At 60.1% G+C, this 14,153-nt stretch carries 13 protein-coding genes; all 13 read right to left on the bottom strand.

What is annotated here, in order from left to right; all coding sequences use genetic code 11:
• Nucleotides 1–15 precede the first annotated feature (15 nt).
• Nucleotides 16–1,485 carry an NADH-quinone oxidoreductase subunit NuoN gene (gene nuoN / locus DIE29_RS09845; protein WP_114649788.1) on the bottom strand — a complete coding sequence of 490 codons (1,470 nt, stop codon included), beginning with the start codon at nt 1,483–1,485 and terminating at the stop codon, nt 16–18.
• Between the two features lie 37 nt (nt 1,486–1,522).
• Nucleotides 1,523–3,004, bottom strand: coding sequence for an NADH-quinone oxidoreductase subunit M (locus DIE29_RS09850; protein WP_114649789.1), 1,482 nt, complete (start codon nt 3,002–3,004; stop codon nt 1,523–1,525).
• A 71-nt stretch (nt 3,005–3,075) separates the two neighbouring features.
• On the bottom strand, nt 3,076–5,082 hold the full coding sequence (gene nuoL / locus DIE29_RS09855; protein WP_114649790.1) for an NADH-quinone oxidoreductase subunit L: 2,007 nt from the start codon (nt 5,080–5,082) through the stop codon (nt 3,076–3,078).
• 12 nt (nt 5,083–5,094) lie between these two features.
• A complete protein-coding gene (gene nuoK / locus DIE29_RS09860; RefSeq protein WP_102041275.1) occupies nt 5,095–5,400 on the bottom strand; it encodes an NADH-quinone oxidoreductase subunit NuoK in 306 nt (101 codons plus the stop codon).
• Between the two features lie 4 nt (nt 5,401–5,404).
• On the bottom strand, nt 5,405–6,007 hold the full coding sequence (locus tag DIE29_RS09865; RefSeq protein ID WP_114649791.1) for an NADH-quinone oxidoreductase subunit J: 603 nt from the start codon (nt 6,005–6,007) through the stop codon (nt 5,405–5,407).
• A gap of 40 nt (nt 6,008–6,047) precedes the next feature.
• On the bottom strand, nt 6,048–6,533 hold the full coding sequence (gene nuoI, locus DIE29_RS09870) for an NADH-quinone oxidoreductase subunit NuoI (RefSeq protein ID WP_102041273.1): 486 nt from the start codon (nt 6,531–6,533) through the stop codon (nt 6,048–6,050).
• Between the two features lie 10 nt (nt 6,534–6,543).
• Nucleotides 6,544–7,593: an NADH-quinone oxidoreductase subunit NuoH gene (gene nuoH / locus DIE29_RS09875; RefSeq protein WP_114649792.1), complete on the bottom strand. Its 1,050-nt coding sequence runs from the start codon at nt 7,591–7,593 to the stop codon at nt 6,544–6,546.
• Nucleotides 7,593–9,932 (bottom strand): NADH-quinone oxidoreductase subunit NuoG, encoded by a 2,340-nt coding sequence (gene nuoG, locus DIE29_RS09880; protein ID WP_114649793.1) that lies wholly within the window; start codon nt 9,930–9,932, stop codon nt 7,593–7,595. The genes nuoH and nuoG overlap by 1 nt, the downstream gene beginning before the upstream one ends.
• Nucleotides 9,926–11,230 carry an NADH-quinone oxidoreductase subunit NuoF gene (gene nuoF, locus DIE29_RS09885; RefSeq protein WP_114650309.1) on the bottom strand — a complete coding sequence of 435 codons (1,305 nt, stop codon included), beginning with the start codon at nt 11,228–11,230 and terminating at the stop codon, nt 9,926–9,928. Before nuoF ends, nuoG begins: the two co-directional genes overlap by 7 nt.
• Nucleotides 11,231–11,241: 11 nt before the next feature.
• Nucleotides 11,242–11,721, bottom strand: coding sequence for an NADH-quinone oxidoreductase subunit NuoE (gene nuoE / locus DIE29_RS09890; protein WP_102041270.1), 480 nt, complete (start codon nt 11,719–11,721; stop codon nt 11,242–11,244).
• Nucleotides 11,722–11,805: 84 nt separating this feature from the next.
• Nucleotides 11,806–13,059, bottom strand: a complete 1,254-nt coding sequence (locus DIE29_RS09895) for an NADH-quinone oxidoreductase subunit D (protein ID WP_114649794.1) — start codon at nt 13,057–13,059, stop codon at nt 11,806–11,808.
• Nucleotides 13,052–13,657, bottom strand: coding sequence for an NADH-quinone oxidoreductase subunit C (locus DIE29_RS09900; RefSeq protein ID WP_102041268.1), 606 nt, complete (start codon nt 13,655–13,657; stop codon nt 13,052–13,054). Before DIE29_RS09900 ends, DIE29_RS09895 begins: the two co-directional genes overlap by 8 nt.
• A gap of 16 nt (nt 13,658–13,673) precedes the next feature.
• A complete protein-coding gene (locus tag DIE29_RS09905) occupies nt 13,674–14,150 on the bottom strand; it encodes a NuoB/complex I 20 kDa subunit family protein (protein WP_102041267.1) in 477 nt (158 codons plus the stop codon).
• Between the last annotated feature and the right edge of the window lie 3 nt (nt 14,151–14,153).

Here is a 14,153-nt window from a genome sequence, read left to right on the forward strand (position 1 = left end):
CTAGCGAATGGACGTTCAGACCAGGGAAGCCATCAACGCGATCCCGCACAGATACATCAGCCCCTGCGGCATCAACCCCAGCACTGCGACCGAAAGGCCGTTGACCGACAGCAGCACCCGCACCTCGGACGGCGCATGGATGGGCGCGGTGTCGATCGGCTCATCGAAGTACATGACCTTGACCACACGCAAATAGTAAAAAGCGCCGATCACCGACATCACCACCGCGAGCACCGCCAGCCAGATGTAACCGGCAGCCACCACCGACTGCAGCACCGCGAGCTTGGCGAAGAAGCCAATGAAGAACGGAATACCGGCCATCGAGAACATGACGATCATCATCATTGCGGCAAACCAGGGACTACGTTTGTTCAGCCCCTTGAAGTCGTCGATGTTCTCCGCCTCGAAGCCGACGCGCGACAGCAGCAATACCATGCCGAAGGCGGCCAGACTCATGATCACGTAGGACACCACGTAGAACATTGCCGAGCTGTAGGCGCCAAAAGCATAGTGACGATCACCGTCGACCACACCAGCCAGCAAGCCCAACAGCACGAAGCCCATATGGGAAATACCCGAGTAGGCCAGCATGCGCTTGATGTTAGCCTGCGCGATAGCCGCCAGGTTGCCCAGGATAATGGACAGCACGGCAAGGAACATCAGCATCGCCTGCCACTGCTCCACCAGCTCGAACAGGCCGAACACCAGCAGACGCATGGCCATTGCGAAGGCGGCCAGCTTGGGCGCGGTAGCGATCAGCAGGGTAACCGCCGTGGGTGCGCCTTGATAGACATCCGGCACCCACATATGAAAAGGCACCACGCCCAGTTTGAAGGCAATACCGGCGACCAGGAAGACCAAGCCGAACAGCAGCACGGTACGGTTGGCCGATTGGTAATAGAGCGCCTCATGCACGCTGCCGAAGTCCAGCGAGCCGGTCGCGCCATACACCATCGACATGCCGTAGAGCAGCAGGCCGGAAGCCAGCGCACCGAGCACGAAATACTTCATCGCCGCCTCGGTGGAGCGCGCCGAATCGCGGTCGAAGGCAACCATGGCGTAGAGTGCCAGCGACATCATTTCCAGACCAATATACAGCGTGAGCATGTGGTTGGCGGTGATCATCACCATCATGCCCAGGGTCATCAGCACCGCCAGCAGATAGTACTCAGGGCGGTCCATCTTACGGTCGGCCAAATAGCCGCGGCTGTAGAGCAGCGCGATGGCCACCGAGAAATACACCAGCAGCTTGAGAAAATCGCCGAATAAATCGCTGACGAACATGCCGCTGAAGGTATGGGTGACCTCACCGGTCATCGTGAAGATGGTGATGAAGGCGGCGCCAAGCAAGGTAACCTGGCTCAACACGTAAGCCAGCCAACGCACGCCGCGGGCGTAGGCGCCCGCCAGCATGATCACCAACGCCATGACAGCAACGAAAATCTCGGCCGCTGCGGGGTAGAAGTCGGGGACTACGAAATTCATCTTCTGACCGGTCCGTATTAGGTATTCGCCTGCTCGCTCAGAGCTTGCTCACGGCAACATGCCGCAGGAGTTCATCGACCGAAGCATGCATCACCTCGGTAAACGGGAAGGGGTAAAGCCCCATCGCCAGCACGCAGATTGCCAGCACGGCTAAAAAGGCAAACTCCCGCGCATTGATGTCTTCGAGCTGCGCGACATGGTCGTTGGCCACCTCGCCGAATACCACTCGCTTATACATCCACAGCGTGTAGGCTGCGCCGAGAATCAGCGTCGTGGCAGCCAGGAAGGCCACCCAGAAGTTGAACTCCACCGCCCCGAGCACAACCATGAACTCGCCGACAAAGCCGCTGGTGCCCGGCAAGCCGGCATTGGCCATGGCAAACAACATGAAAAAAGCCGCGAACTTGGGCATCTTGTTCACCACGCCGCCATAGTCGGCGATGTTGCGGGTATGCATGCGGTCGTAGAGCACACCGATACACAGGAACATGGCACCCGAGACAAAACCGTGCGAGATCATCTGCACCAGCGCGCCTTCGATGCCCAGCTGGTTGAACATGAAAAAACCGAGGGTGACAAAACCCATGTGGGCAATCGACGAATAAGCCACCAGTTTTTTCATGTCGGTCTGCACCAGGGCGACAAAACCGATATACACCACCGCCACCAGCGACAGCGCGATGATCAGCGGCGCAAATTCTTGGGCGGCATCCGGCACGATGGGCAAGGAAAACCGCAAGAAGCCGTAGGCGCCCAGCTTCAGCGCGATCGCCGCCAGCACTACCGAGCCGCCGGTCGGCGCCTCGACGTGGGCATCGGGCAGCCAGGTATGCACCGGCCACATCGGTACTTTGACCGCGAACGCGACCAGGAAGGCGAAGAAGATCAGGGTTTGCGCGCCCATCGGCAGCGGCAACTGGTGCCAGTCCAGGATACTGAAGCTGCCGCCGGCCTGCATGAAGAGGTAGAGCAGCGCGACCAGCATCAACAAAGACCCGGCCAGGGTGTAGAGAAAGAACTTGATGGCCGCATACACCCGGTTGGCGCCGCCCCAGATGCCGATGATCAGATACAGCGGAATCAACGACGCTTCGAAAAACACGTAGAACAGCACACCGTCCAGCGCGGAAAAAATGCCGTTCATCAAGCCGGACATGATCAGGAAAGCGGCCATGTATTGCGCCACCTTCTCGCGGATCACCTCCCAGCCAGCGACCACCACGATGATGGTGATGAAGGCGTTGAGCAGCACGAACAGCACCGAGATGCCATCGACACCCAGGTGGTAGTTGATGTTGAACGGACGAATCCACGGTGTGAGCTCGACGAACTGCATTGCAGCCGTGGTGGTATCGAAGCCGGTGTAGAGCGGGATGGTCACCGCGAATCCGGCCACCGCGGTGAGCAGGGCCAGCGCACGGGCCAGCGGCGCATTGCGATCCGAGCCGGTGGCAAGCACCAGCAAACCTCCGAGGATCGGAATCCAGATCGCGAGGCTGAGTAAAGGCATACCCGTCATCGTTACTATCCGTTTAGTGCATCGCCGCGCAGGCGGCCTTTGTCGTTATTCAAGATCCGTCGGTCCCACGCTCAACCGCGGTTGAACCAGAAGGTCAGCAGCACGAACACGCCGATGATCATCGCAAAGGCGTACTGGTAGATATGACCGGTCTGCAACAGTCGACTGGCCTGGGCCACCCAACCGACCAGCTTGGCAGTGCCATTGACCGCCGCGCCATCGATCAGCGCCTGGTCCCCCCCTTTCCACAGGCCGCGGCCCAAAAGACGCGCACCGGCGGCAAAGAGCAGCTCGTTGAAACGGTCGAAGTAGTACTTGTTCTCCAGCAGCGTGTAGAGCGGCGCGAAGCTGCGCTGAATGGCGGCAGGAATGTCCGGGCGTTTCATATAGAAGAACCACGCCGTCACCACCCCGGCCATTGCCAGCCAGAACGGTGCGGTTTGCAGGCCGTGCAGGGCCATGCCCACCGGACCATGGAAGTTGGCCGCCAGCTCGGACAGGCCAACATGGTTGTCGGCGACAAAAATCACGTCTTTGAACCACTGCCCGAACAGCATCGGCTCGATGGTGAAAAAGCCGATCAGCACCGAGGGAATAGCCAGCAACACCAGCGGTACGGTAACCACCCAAGGCGACTCGTGCGGTTTTTGGCCGGGAGCAAGGCCGTGATGATGTTCGTCATCGGCGTGCGCATCGTCGTGATGAACTGCATGCGCCTTGCCGAAACGCTCCTCACCGTGGAACACCAAGAAATACATGCGGAAGGAGTAAAAAGCGGTGACGAATACCCCGGCGAGCACACAGAACAGCGCATAGCCGGCGCCGGGAATATCGGCCGCATGCACCGCTTCGATGATCGAATCCTTGGAGTAGAAACCGGAGAAGAACGGAAAACCGATCAGTGCCAGGGAACCGATCAGCGAGGTCAACCAAGTCACCGGCATGTACTTCCACAGCCCGCCCATGTTGCGCATGTCCTGATCGTGGTGCATACCAATGATCACCGAGCCGGCACCGAGAAACAGCAGCGCTTTGAAGAAGGCATGGGTCATCAGATGAAATACCGCCGCCGAGTAGGCCGACACCCCCAGCGCCACGGTCATATAGCCGAGCTGAGACAGCGTCGAATAGGCCACCACCCGCTTGATGTCATGCTGCACGATGCCCAGGAAACCCATGAACAACGCCGTGGTCGCGCCGATCACCAACACAAAGGACAGCGCCGCATCGGACAGCTCGAACAACGGCGACATGCGCGCCACCATGAAGATGCCCGCAGTCACCATGGTGGCCGCGTGGATCAACGCCGAGATCGGGGTTGGACCTTCCATCGAGTCCGGCAGCCAGACATGTAGCGGCACCTGCGCGGACTTGCCCATTGCGCCAATGAATAGACAGATGCAGATCGCGGTGATCAGCGGCCAGCCGGTCACGGCCATGTCCTGCGCGGCCAGGCGGTCGGCCATGGCGAACACTTCGGCATAGTTCAGGCTGCCGGCGTAGGCGGCGATTAGGCCAATGCCGAGCAAAAAGCCGAAGTCGCCGACGCGGTTGACCAGAAACGCCTTGAGGTTGGCGTAGATCGCGGTCGGGCGCTTATACCAAAAGCCGATCAGCAGATAGGACACCAGACCCACCGCCTCCCAGCCGAAGAACAGCTGGAGGAAGTTGTTGGACATCACCAGCATCAGCATCGAGAAGGTAAACAGCGAGATGTAGCTGAAAAAGCGCTGATAGCCGGGATCGTCGTGCATGTAGCCGATGGTGTAGATGTGGACCATCAGCGACACAAAGGTGACCACCAACATCATCATCACGGTCAGCGAATCGATCAGAAAGCCGACCTCGAAGGTGATGCCGCCAGCCTGCATCCAGGTGTAGACCGTGCCATTGAAGGTGTTGCCGGCAGCGACATCCTGGTAAATCACCACCGAGGCGGCAAAAGCCACCGCCACCCCCAGAATGGTGACGATGTGCGCGCCGCTGCGCCCGATGGCCTTGCCAAACAGACCGGCAATGATGGCGCCCGCCAACGGGGCCAGCGGAACCAGAAGATAGAGCGTTTGCATGTCGGTCATTGCGCCGCGTCCTTAACCCTTGAGGCTGTCCAGATCATCCACATGAATGGTGCGCAGATTGCGGAACAGCACCACCAGAATCGCCAGGCCGATGGCCGATTCAGCCGCTGCGACGGTCAGAATGAAGAAAACGAAAACCTGCCCAGCCAGATCGCCGAGGTAGTGCGAGAAGGCCACGAAGTTCATGTTGACTGCGAGCAACATCAGTTCGATGGCCATCAGCAGCACGATCAGATTTTTACGGTTCAGAAAGATGCCGACCACGCCGATGGCGAACAGCGCCGCGCCAAGAATGAGGTAATGGGAGAGCGAGAGCATGTTCTTATTCCTTCTCCGCCGGCATCTTGATCAGTTCGACCCGGCCTTCGCGCTTGACCGCCACCTGCTCGTCCGGATTGATGTACTTGAGTCCCTTGCGCTTGCGCAGGGTCAGCGACACCGCGGCCACCATCGCCACCAGCAATACCAGCGCCGCAAGTTCAAAGGGATAGACGTAATCGGTATAGAGCACCATGCCCAAGGCCCGGGTGTTGCTGTAGCCTTCGGCCGCCGCAGGCGGATTGGGCATGGCGTCCAGACCAAAATAACGGCCGCCCAGCACGATGGCCATTTCCACGACCAGCAGCAGACCAATCAACGCGCCCACTGGCAGGTAGTTCCAAAAACCTTCGCGCAGGCGGTCGAGGTTGATGTCGAGCATCATCACCACGAAGAGGAACAGCACCATCACCGCGCCGACATAGACCATGACCAGCACGATGGCGAGGAACTCCGCCTCCAGCAACAGCCACACACCGCCGGCGGTAAAAAACGCCAGCACCAGATAGAGCGCTGCGTGCACCGGGTTGCGCGCGGTAATCACGCGCAGCGCGGCAAACAGCAAAATCGCGCCGAATAAATAAAAAACGAAGGTTTTGAAATCCATGCTCTGTCTTTGCGCTCGCACTCAGGCGGGCGCCCTCCCCTCAGCGGTACTTGGCATCGAGCTCGCGATCGGCGGCAATCTGTGCTTCGTATTTGTCGCCCACCGCCAACAGCATTTGCTTGGTGTAGTAGAGGTCGCCGCGCTGCTCGCCGTGGTACTCGAACACCCTTGTCTCGACGATCGCATCCACCGGACAGGCTTCTTCGCAAAAACCGCAAAAAATGCACTTGGTCAGATCGATGTCGTAGCGCGTGGTGCGGCGCGAGCCGTCCTCACGCTCTGCCGACTCGATGGTGATCGCCATGGCCGGGCAGACTGCCTCACAGAGCTTGCAGGCAATGCAGCGCTCTTCGCCATTGGGATAACGGCGCAGGGCATGCAGGCCGCGGAAGCGGTGGCTTTGTGGCGTTTTCTCCTCTGGAAACTGCACGGTGATCTTACGGGCGAAAAGATGCCGCCCGGTGAGCTGCATGCCCTTGAGCAGTTCCTTCAGGAACAGACTGCCGATGAAATCCTTGGCACCCATGGTCTTTTCATCACCTCCAGATCGACAGCGGAGACATCATCCACACCGCCACCACGAACACCCACACCAGGGTCACAGGGATGAACACCTTCCAGCCCAGACGCATGATGTGGTCGTAGCGAAAGCGCGGGAACGTGGCCCGGGCCCACAGGAAGATGAACAAAATGGCAGCGGTTTTGAGCGCCAGCCAGTGGAAGCCGTCGGGCAAAAAGCCCACCGGCGACAGCCATCCGCCAAGGAACAGGACCGAGGTCAGGATAGAGACCAGGATCATGTTGGCGTACTCGGCCAGGAAGAACAGCGCAAAGCTCATCCCGGAGTACTCGACCATATGACCGGCGACCACCTCCGCTTCGCCTTCGACCACGTCGAACGGTGCCCGATTGGTTTCAGCGATACCGGAAATCACATAGACCACGAACATCGGCAGCAAAGGTAGCCAGTTCCACGACAAGAAGGACAGCCCCATGTCATGGAAACGCCCCGAAGCCTGCGCATTGACGATGTCGGTGAGGTTGAGGCTGGATGAGATCAGCAGCACACAGATCAGCGCAAAACCCATCGACACCTCGTAGGACACCATCTGGGCGGCCGCACGCATCGAGCCGAGGAAGGGATATTTGGAGTTCGAGGCCCAGCCGGCGATGATCACCCCATAGACTTCCATCGAGGTGATCGCCAGCAGAAACAGCAGGCCGGCATTGACGTTGGCCAGCACCAGACCATCGTCGAAAGGCACCACTGCCCAGGCCACCAGCGAGGGTGCAATGGCCAGAATGGGACCGATGATGAACAGCCCTTTGTTGGCATTACCCGGAACGATGATTTCCTTGAACAACAGCTTCAAGCCATCGGCAATCGGCTGCAGCAGGCCGAGCGGGCCGACGCGGTTGGGGCCGATACGTACCTGCATGTAGCCGATGACCTTGCGTTCGGCCAAGGTCAGATAGGCTACACAGATCATCAGCGGCGCGATGATGGCAATGATCTTGGCCAGCGCCCATACCAGCGGCCAGCTCGGGCCAAAGAACTGCGCCAGCGGTTCCAGCATTGCTTCCATCAGATTCGCTCCACGCTGATTTCGCCGCTCATCGGCCCCAGGGTGGCGGTATCCGGATGCGCCGCGGCCACCCGCACACATCCTTCGGCGAGCTTGTCGTCAACAACGATGCACAATTCAGCAGCCGCCCGTCCCTGGACCAGACGGACACGCTCACCGCCCTTCAACCCCAGCGCGGCCAGGGTGGCCGGGGCGACCCGGGCAAGCGGCGCCGCAGCATCCCGGGTGCGTTGCAACGCCGGAGCACGACGCACCAACGGATCGGCAAAATAGATCGGCACATCGGCCACACGCTCCAGGGCACCGGGCGAGGTAACGGGCGCCGACAGCGCAACACCGGAAACGCGGTTATCCAGCCGCGCCGCCATGTCGCCAGCCAGCGCATCGGCGCGTACCGCTTCGGAGTCGTTGTAGTCGAAGCCGCTCAGTTGGAGCAGATTGCCCAACACGCGCAGTACCTTCCAGGCCGGGCGGGTTTCGCCCAGCGGACGGGCAACGGCGTGAAAGCTCTGTGCGCGGCCTTCGCAGTTGACAAAAGTGCCGGATGTTTCGGTAAAGGGCGCAATCGGCAACATCACATCGGCCACTTCGCGCAGGCTGGCGGACTGGAAAGCGGACAACGCCACCACCAGCCGCGCACTGCCCAGCGCGGCCATTGCAGCCGAAGGGTCGGCAAAGTCCAAATCCGGCTCGGCACCGAGCAGCAGGTAACCTTTCAGCGGCTGCTCGATCATCGCGCGCGCATTCAGGCCGCCGGCCGACGGCAGCGCGGCAGCAAAGTAACCGCCCACGCTATTGGCCGCCTCGCCAATCACCCCGGCACGGCCATCGGTCAGGCGGGCAATCTCGTTGGCCAGCCACTGCAATTCCGCAGCACGCCGATCCTGGATCGCCAGATTACCCAGCCACACCGCAACGTTACGGCCGCTGGCCAAACTGGCGGCAATCTCGCGCGCCTCGGCGGAAATTTCCCGGGGCAGCGCAGCGGCCAAGCGCTCGTCGACGGCCACCCCCTTTTCCACCGCCAACGCAGCGACGATCTGCGCCAGCACGCTTACCATGGCCGATGGGGCAACCAATGCGCGATGTCGCACCGGCAGCAGCCACTCTTCGGCGTTTGGGCCCACCACGCTCACCCGTAAGCCGCGTTTGGCCGCCTGGCGCACCCGCTGGGCGAGCAACGGCGTGTCCTTACGCAGGAAGCTGCCGACCACCAGCAGACGGTCGAGTTCGCCCACTTCGGCGAGCTTCATGCCTAGCCACGGGGCGCCGGCACGGTTGGCGTCGGCGCGAAAATCGGACTGCCGCAAGCGAAAGTCGATATTGTCCGAACCCAGGCCGCGGACGAGCTTTTGCAGCAGGTAGAGCTCTTCGAGCGTGGCATGCGGGGAGGCCAACGCGCCGATGGCTGCGGCACCGTCATCGCGAACCATCTCGCGCAGACCGTTGGCGGCAAATTCGATGGCGGTCTGCCAGTCGACCGGCTTCCACTGGCCGCCATCTTTGATCATTGGCTGGATCAGCCGCTGCGTGCTGTTGAGCCCTTCATAGGAGAAACGATCCTTGTCGGACAACCAGCACTCATTGATGTCCTCGTTTTCCAAGGGCAATACGCGCTTGACCACGTCGTGCTTGGTTTGCACGATCAGGTTGGCGCCGAGCGAATCGTGCGGGCTCACCGAGCGCCGGCGCGACATTTCCCAGGTACGGGCGGAGAACCTGAACGGCTTGGAGGTCAGCGCGCCCACCGGGCACAAGTCGATGATGTTGCCCGAGAGCTCGGAGTCTACGGTCTTTTCGATGAAAGGCATGATTTCCGCGTGCTCACCGCGGAAGGCTTGGCCAAGTTCCATCTCTCCGGCAATTTCGCTGGTGAAACGCACACAGCGGGTGCAGTTGATGCACCGAGTCATGTCGGTAGACACCAGCGGTCCGAGATTCTTGTTGAACACCACGCGCTTCTCTTCCTGGTAGCGCGAGGCGCTGGCGCCGTAACCCACCGCCAGATCCTGCAACTGGCATTCGCCGCCTTGGTCGCAGATCGGGCAATCCAGCGGGTGGTTGATCAGCAGAAACTCCATCACCCCGGCCTGCGCCTTGACGGCGACTTCGGAGTGCGTCCAAACCTTCATCCCGGCGGTCACCGGCGTAGCACAGGCAGGCAAGGGCTTGGGCGCCTTTTCCACCTGCACCAGGCACATCCGGCAATTGGCCGCAATGGAGAGCTTTTTGTGATAGCAAAAATGCGGAATGTAGATGCCTGCCTGATTGGCGGCATCCATCACCGTGCTGCCATCGGGTACCGAAAGCTGCTGGCCGTCGATTTCGATCTCTAGCATGAGGGGCTCACGTAGATATTGCTGCCGGCGTACTGCACGTCGGGCGGCACGAGGCACTTCTTGTTTTCGATGTGGTACATGAACTCGTCGTGAAAATGCTTGACGAAGCTCTGCACCGGCATCGACGCGGCGTCACCCAGGGCACAGATGGTGCGGCCCATGATGTTGCTGGTGACCGAATTGAGCAGATCCAGGTCATCCGGACGACCTGCGCCGTGTTCGATGCGATGCACCACGCGATACAGCCAGCCGGTTCCCTCACGACAGGGGGTGCACTGGCCGCAGGACTCCTCAAAGTAAAAATAGGACAGGCGCTCCAGCGCCTTGACCATGCAGGTGGTCTCGTCCATGACGATCACCGCGCCTGAACCGAGCATCGACCCCGCTTTGGCGATCGAGTCGTAATCCATGGTGCAGTCCATCATGATTTCGGCCGGCACCACTGGCGCGGAGGAGCCGCCCGGGATCACCGCTTTGAGTTTTCGCCCGCCACGCATACCGCCGGCCATCTCCAGCAGCTGGGCAAAGGGGGTGCCCAACGGCACCTCGTAATTTCCCGGACGGTTCACATGGCCGGACACCGAAAAGAGCTTCATCCCGCCGTTGTTGGGCTTGCCCAGGCTGAGGAACTTTTCCCCGCCCATGTTCATGATGAAGGGCACCGACGCAAAGGTCTCGGTGTTGTTGATCGTGGTCGGCTTGCCATAGAGGCCGTAACTGGCGGGAAATGGCGGCTTGAAGCGCGGCTGTCCTTTCTTGCCCTCGATGGATTCGAGCAACGCGGTCTCTTCGCCGCAGATATAGGCACCGTAGCCGTGATGGGCGAACAACTCGAAGCTGAAGTCGGTGCCAAGGATGTTCTGACCGATCAGTCCGGCCGCGCGCGCTTCGTCCAGCGCCTCTTCAAAGCGCTGATAGATCTCGAAAATTTCCCCGTGAATGTAGTTGTAACCCCGTGTCGCGCCCATCGCATAAGCGGCGATGGTCATGCCTTCGATGACGCTGTGCGGGTTGTAACGCAGGATGTCACGATCCTTGAAGGTACCCGGCTCGCCTTCGTCCGAGTTGCAGGCAAGGTATTTTTCGCCCGGAAACGAGCGCGGCATGAAACTCCATTTCAGACCGGTCGGGAAACCCGCACCGCCGCGTCCGCGCAGCACCGAAGTCTTTAGCTCGGCAATGATGTGATCCTGGGGCGTCTTTTCGGCCAGGATTCGCTTGAGCGCCGAATAGCCGCCGCGGGCGATGTAGTCCTGGAGCCGCCAGGTGCGGTCGCCGTCACAGCCGGCGAGAATCATGCCTTGCGTGCTCATTTGCTTTCCAGTTCGGCCAGCAGCTGGTCGATCTTTTCGCGGGTCATAAAGCTGCACATGCGGTGGTTGTTGTGCAGAAGCACCGGTGCATCGCCACAGGCCCCCATGCACTCGCCTTCTTTGAGGGTGAACTTGCCGTCGGGGGTGGTCTCGTTGAAATCGATACCCAACTTTTCCTTCAGATATTCAGCCGCGTGCACGCCACCGGACAATGCACAGGGCAGGTTGGTGCACACTGTGATCTTGTGACGACCAACCGGTTGAAGGTCGTACATGTTGTAGAAGCTTGCCACTTCATAAGCGGCAATGGCCGGCATGCCCAGATAGTTGGCGACGAACTCGATGGTCTCCTTGGCCAGCCAGCCTTTTTCGACCTGGGCAATGCGCAAGGCCGCCATCACCGCGGACTGCTTTTGGTCCGGCGGATACTTGGCGATCTCGCGATCGATTTGTTGGAGAGATTCCTGGCTCAGCATTGCGTACTCGTATTCCCGTCAGCCTGCCTGTTGTCGTCTGTCACGCCGCATCCGCAGCGGCGACCTTACCCGTGTCTGCTTACGCTAGCGGTCGATTTCTCCGAACACGATGTCCATGGTGCCGATGATCGCCACCACGTCGGCAATCATGTGCCCCCGGGCGATTTCATCCATCGCCGCCAAATGTGCAAATCCGGGGGCGCGCAGCTTGAGGCGATAGGGCTTGTTGGCGCCGTCGGACACCGCATAGACGCCAAACTCGCCCTTGGGATGTTCGACCGCGGCATAGACTTCGCCGGCCGGCACATGCATGCCCTCGGTGAAGAGCTTGAAGTGATGGATCAGCTCTTCCATGTTCGTCTTCATCTTTTCGCGCGGCGGCGGCGCTACTTTGTAATTGTCGGTAATCACCGGGCCCGGGTTTTTGCGCAGCCAGTCGATACATTGACGGATGATGCGGTTGGACTGACGCATTTCCTCCATGCGGCACAAATAGCGGTCGTAACAGTCGCCGTTCTTGCCGACTGGGACATCGAAGTCGATTTGGTCATAGACCTCGTAAGGCTGTTTCTTGCGCAAATCCCAGGCAATGCCGGAGCCGCGCAGCATCGGACCCGAAAAACCCCAGGCCAATGCCTGTTCAGGTGACACCACGCCAATGCCGACGGTGCGTTGCTTCCAGATGCGGTTGTCGGTCAGCAAGGTCTCATATTCGTCACAGTAGCGCGGAAATCGCTCGGTGAAGTCTTCCAAGAAGTCGAGTAGCGACCCTTGGCGCGCGACGTTGAGTTCGCGGACTGTTTTTTCGTTCTTGAAGCGGCTGACCTGGTACTGCGGCATACGATCCGGCAGGTCCCGATAGACACCGCCGGGGCGGTAGTAAGCCGCATGCATGCGCGCCCCCGAGACCGCCTCGTAAGCGTCCATTAGATCTTCGCGCTCACGGAAGGTATAGAGCACCATGGTCATGGCGCCGATGTCCAGCGCATGGGTGCCGATGTTGAGCAAATGATTCAGGATGCGGGTGATTTCGTCGAACATCACCCGGATGTACTGGGCGCGCAACGGCACCTGAACGCCAAGCAGGCGTTCGATGGCCATACAGTAGGCGTGCTCATTGCACATCATCGAGACGTAGTCGAGGCGGTCCATGTAAGGCACGGACTGCACCCAGGTACGGGTCTCGGCGAGTTTTTCGGTGCCGCGGTGCAACAGGCCGATGTGCGGGTCGGCGCGCTCGACGACTTCGCCGTCGAGTTCCAGCACCAATCGCAATACGCCATGCGCGGACGGGTGCTGCGGGCCGAAATTGATGGTGTAGTTGCGGATTTCAGCCATGGCCGACGTCCCCGTAGTTCTCTTCGCGCACGATGCGCGGCGTGTTCTCGCGCGGCTCGATGGTCACCGGCTGATACACCACGCGACCGACTTCCGGGTCGTAGCGCATTTCGACATAACCGGAAATCGGAAAATCTTTGCGGAATGGATGACCGACAAACCCGTAGTCGGTGAGGATGCGGCGCAGATCGGGGTGACCGCTGAACATGATGCCGAAAAGATCGAAAGCTTCACGTTCGTACCAGTTTGCACTGGGCCATATCCCGACCAATGAGTCGAGCACCGGAAAATCGTCATCATCGGCAAAAGCGCGCAAACGCAGCCGCCAGTTGTGCTTGATCGACAAAAGGTGCGTAGCCACAGCAAACCGCTTGCCCTGCCAGCCGCCGTTACCGAAGGCGGAGTAATCCAGCCCGGACACGTCGATCAATTGTTCGAAACGCAGGTCGGAATGGTCGCGCAGGGTTTGCGCCACATGAAAATAATCGGCCGCCGCCACCTCGATGGTGACTTCTCCGCGATCGACGACCAGCTTGCGCAGAACGTCGCCGAAAACGTCGCGCAGCGTCTGCTCCAGTCTTTCCAGTTTGGCACTCATGGACTCTGCCTACCTGTCAGCGCGCAATGGTATTGGTGCGCTTGATTTTGTTTTGCAACTGGATGATTCCGTAGATGAGGGCCTCGGCCGTGGGCGGACAGCCCGGCACATACACATCGACCGGCACGATGCGGTCGCAACCGCGCACCACCGAGTACGAATAGTGGTAGTACCCGCCGCCATTTGCACAGGACCCCATGGAGATCACCCAGCGCGGCTCAGCCATTTGGTCATAAACCTTGCGTAGCGCCGGCGCCATTTTGTTGCACAACGTACCGGCAACGATCATCAGATCGGATTGACGCGGACTGGGGCGGAACACCACACCGAACCGGTCCAGGTCATAACGCGAACAGCCCGCATGGATCATTTCCACCGCACAACAGGCCAGACCGAAAGTCATCGGCCACAGCGAGCCGGTACGCGTCCAGTTGATGACCGCATCAAGCGAGGTGGTGACGAAACCCTCGCGAAAGACGCCTTCGATGCTCATGCA

This window comes from Pseudothauera hydrothermalis, assembly GCF_003345255.1.
Lineage (GTDB): Bacteria > Pseudomonadota > Gammaproteobacteria > Burkholderiales > Rhodocyclaceae > Pseudothauera > Pseudothauera hydrothermalis.

What these genes read in the sequence shown, in the direction of transcription:
- nuoI (WP_102041273.1), bottom strand. Translation starts at nt 6,533, where the DNA reads ATGGGTGCCAAGGATTTCATCGGCAGTCTGTTCCTGAAGGAACTGCTC.
- nuoN (WP_114649788.1), bottom strand. Translation starts at nt 1,485, where the DNA reads ATGAATTTCGTAGTCCCCGACTTCTACCCCGCAGCGGCCGAGATTTTC.
- nuoK (WP_102041275.1), bottom strand. Translation starts at nt 5,400, where the DNA reads ATGCTCTCGCTCTCCCATTACCTCATTCTTGGCGCGGCGCTGTTCGCC.
- nuoL (WP_114649790.1), bottom strand. Translation starts at nt 5,082, where the DNA reads ATGACCGACATGCAAACGCTCTATCTTCTGGTTCCGCTGGCCCCGTTG.
- DIE29_RS09895 (WP_114649794.1), bottom strand. Translation starts at nt 13,059, where the DNA reads ATGGCTGAAATCCGCAACTACACCATCAATTTCGGCCCGCAGCACCCG.
- nuoG (WP_114649793.1), bottom strand. Translation starts at nt 9,932, where the DNA reads ATGCTAGAGATCGAAATCGACGGCCAGCAGCTTTCGGTACCCGATGGC.
- nuoE (WP_102041270.1), bottom strand. Translation starts at nt 11,721, where the DNA reads ATGCTGAGCCAGGAATCTCTCCAACAAATCGATCGCGAGATCGCCAAG.
- nuoH (WP_114649792.1), bottom strand. Translation starts at nt 7,593, where the DNA reads ATGGAAGCAATGCTGGAACCGCTGGCGCAGTTCTTTGGCCCGAGCTGG.
- DIE29_RS09900 (WP_102041268.1), bottom strand. Translation starts at nt 13,657, where the DNA reads ATGAGTGCCAAACTGGAAAGACTGGAGCAGACGCTGCGCGACGTTTTC.
- DIE29_RS09905 (WP_102041267.1), bottom strand. Translation starts at nt 14,150, where the DNA reads ATGAGCATCGAAGGCGTCTTTCGCGAGGGTTTCGTCACCACCTCGCTT.
- DIE29_RS09865 (WP_114649791.1), bottom strand. Translation starts at nt 6,007, where the DNA reads ATGGATTTCAAAACCTTCGTTTTTTATTTATTCGGCGCGATTTTGCTG.
- DIE29_RS09850 (WP_114649789.1), bottom strand. Translation starts at nt 3,004, where the DNA reads ATGACGGGTATGCCTTTACTCAGCCTCGCGATCTGGATTCCGATCCTC.
- nuoF (WP_114650309.1), bottom strand. Translation starts at nt 11,230, where the DNA reads ATGATTCTCGCCGGCTGTGACGGCGACCGCACCTGGCGGCTCCAGGAC.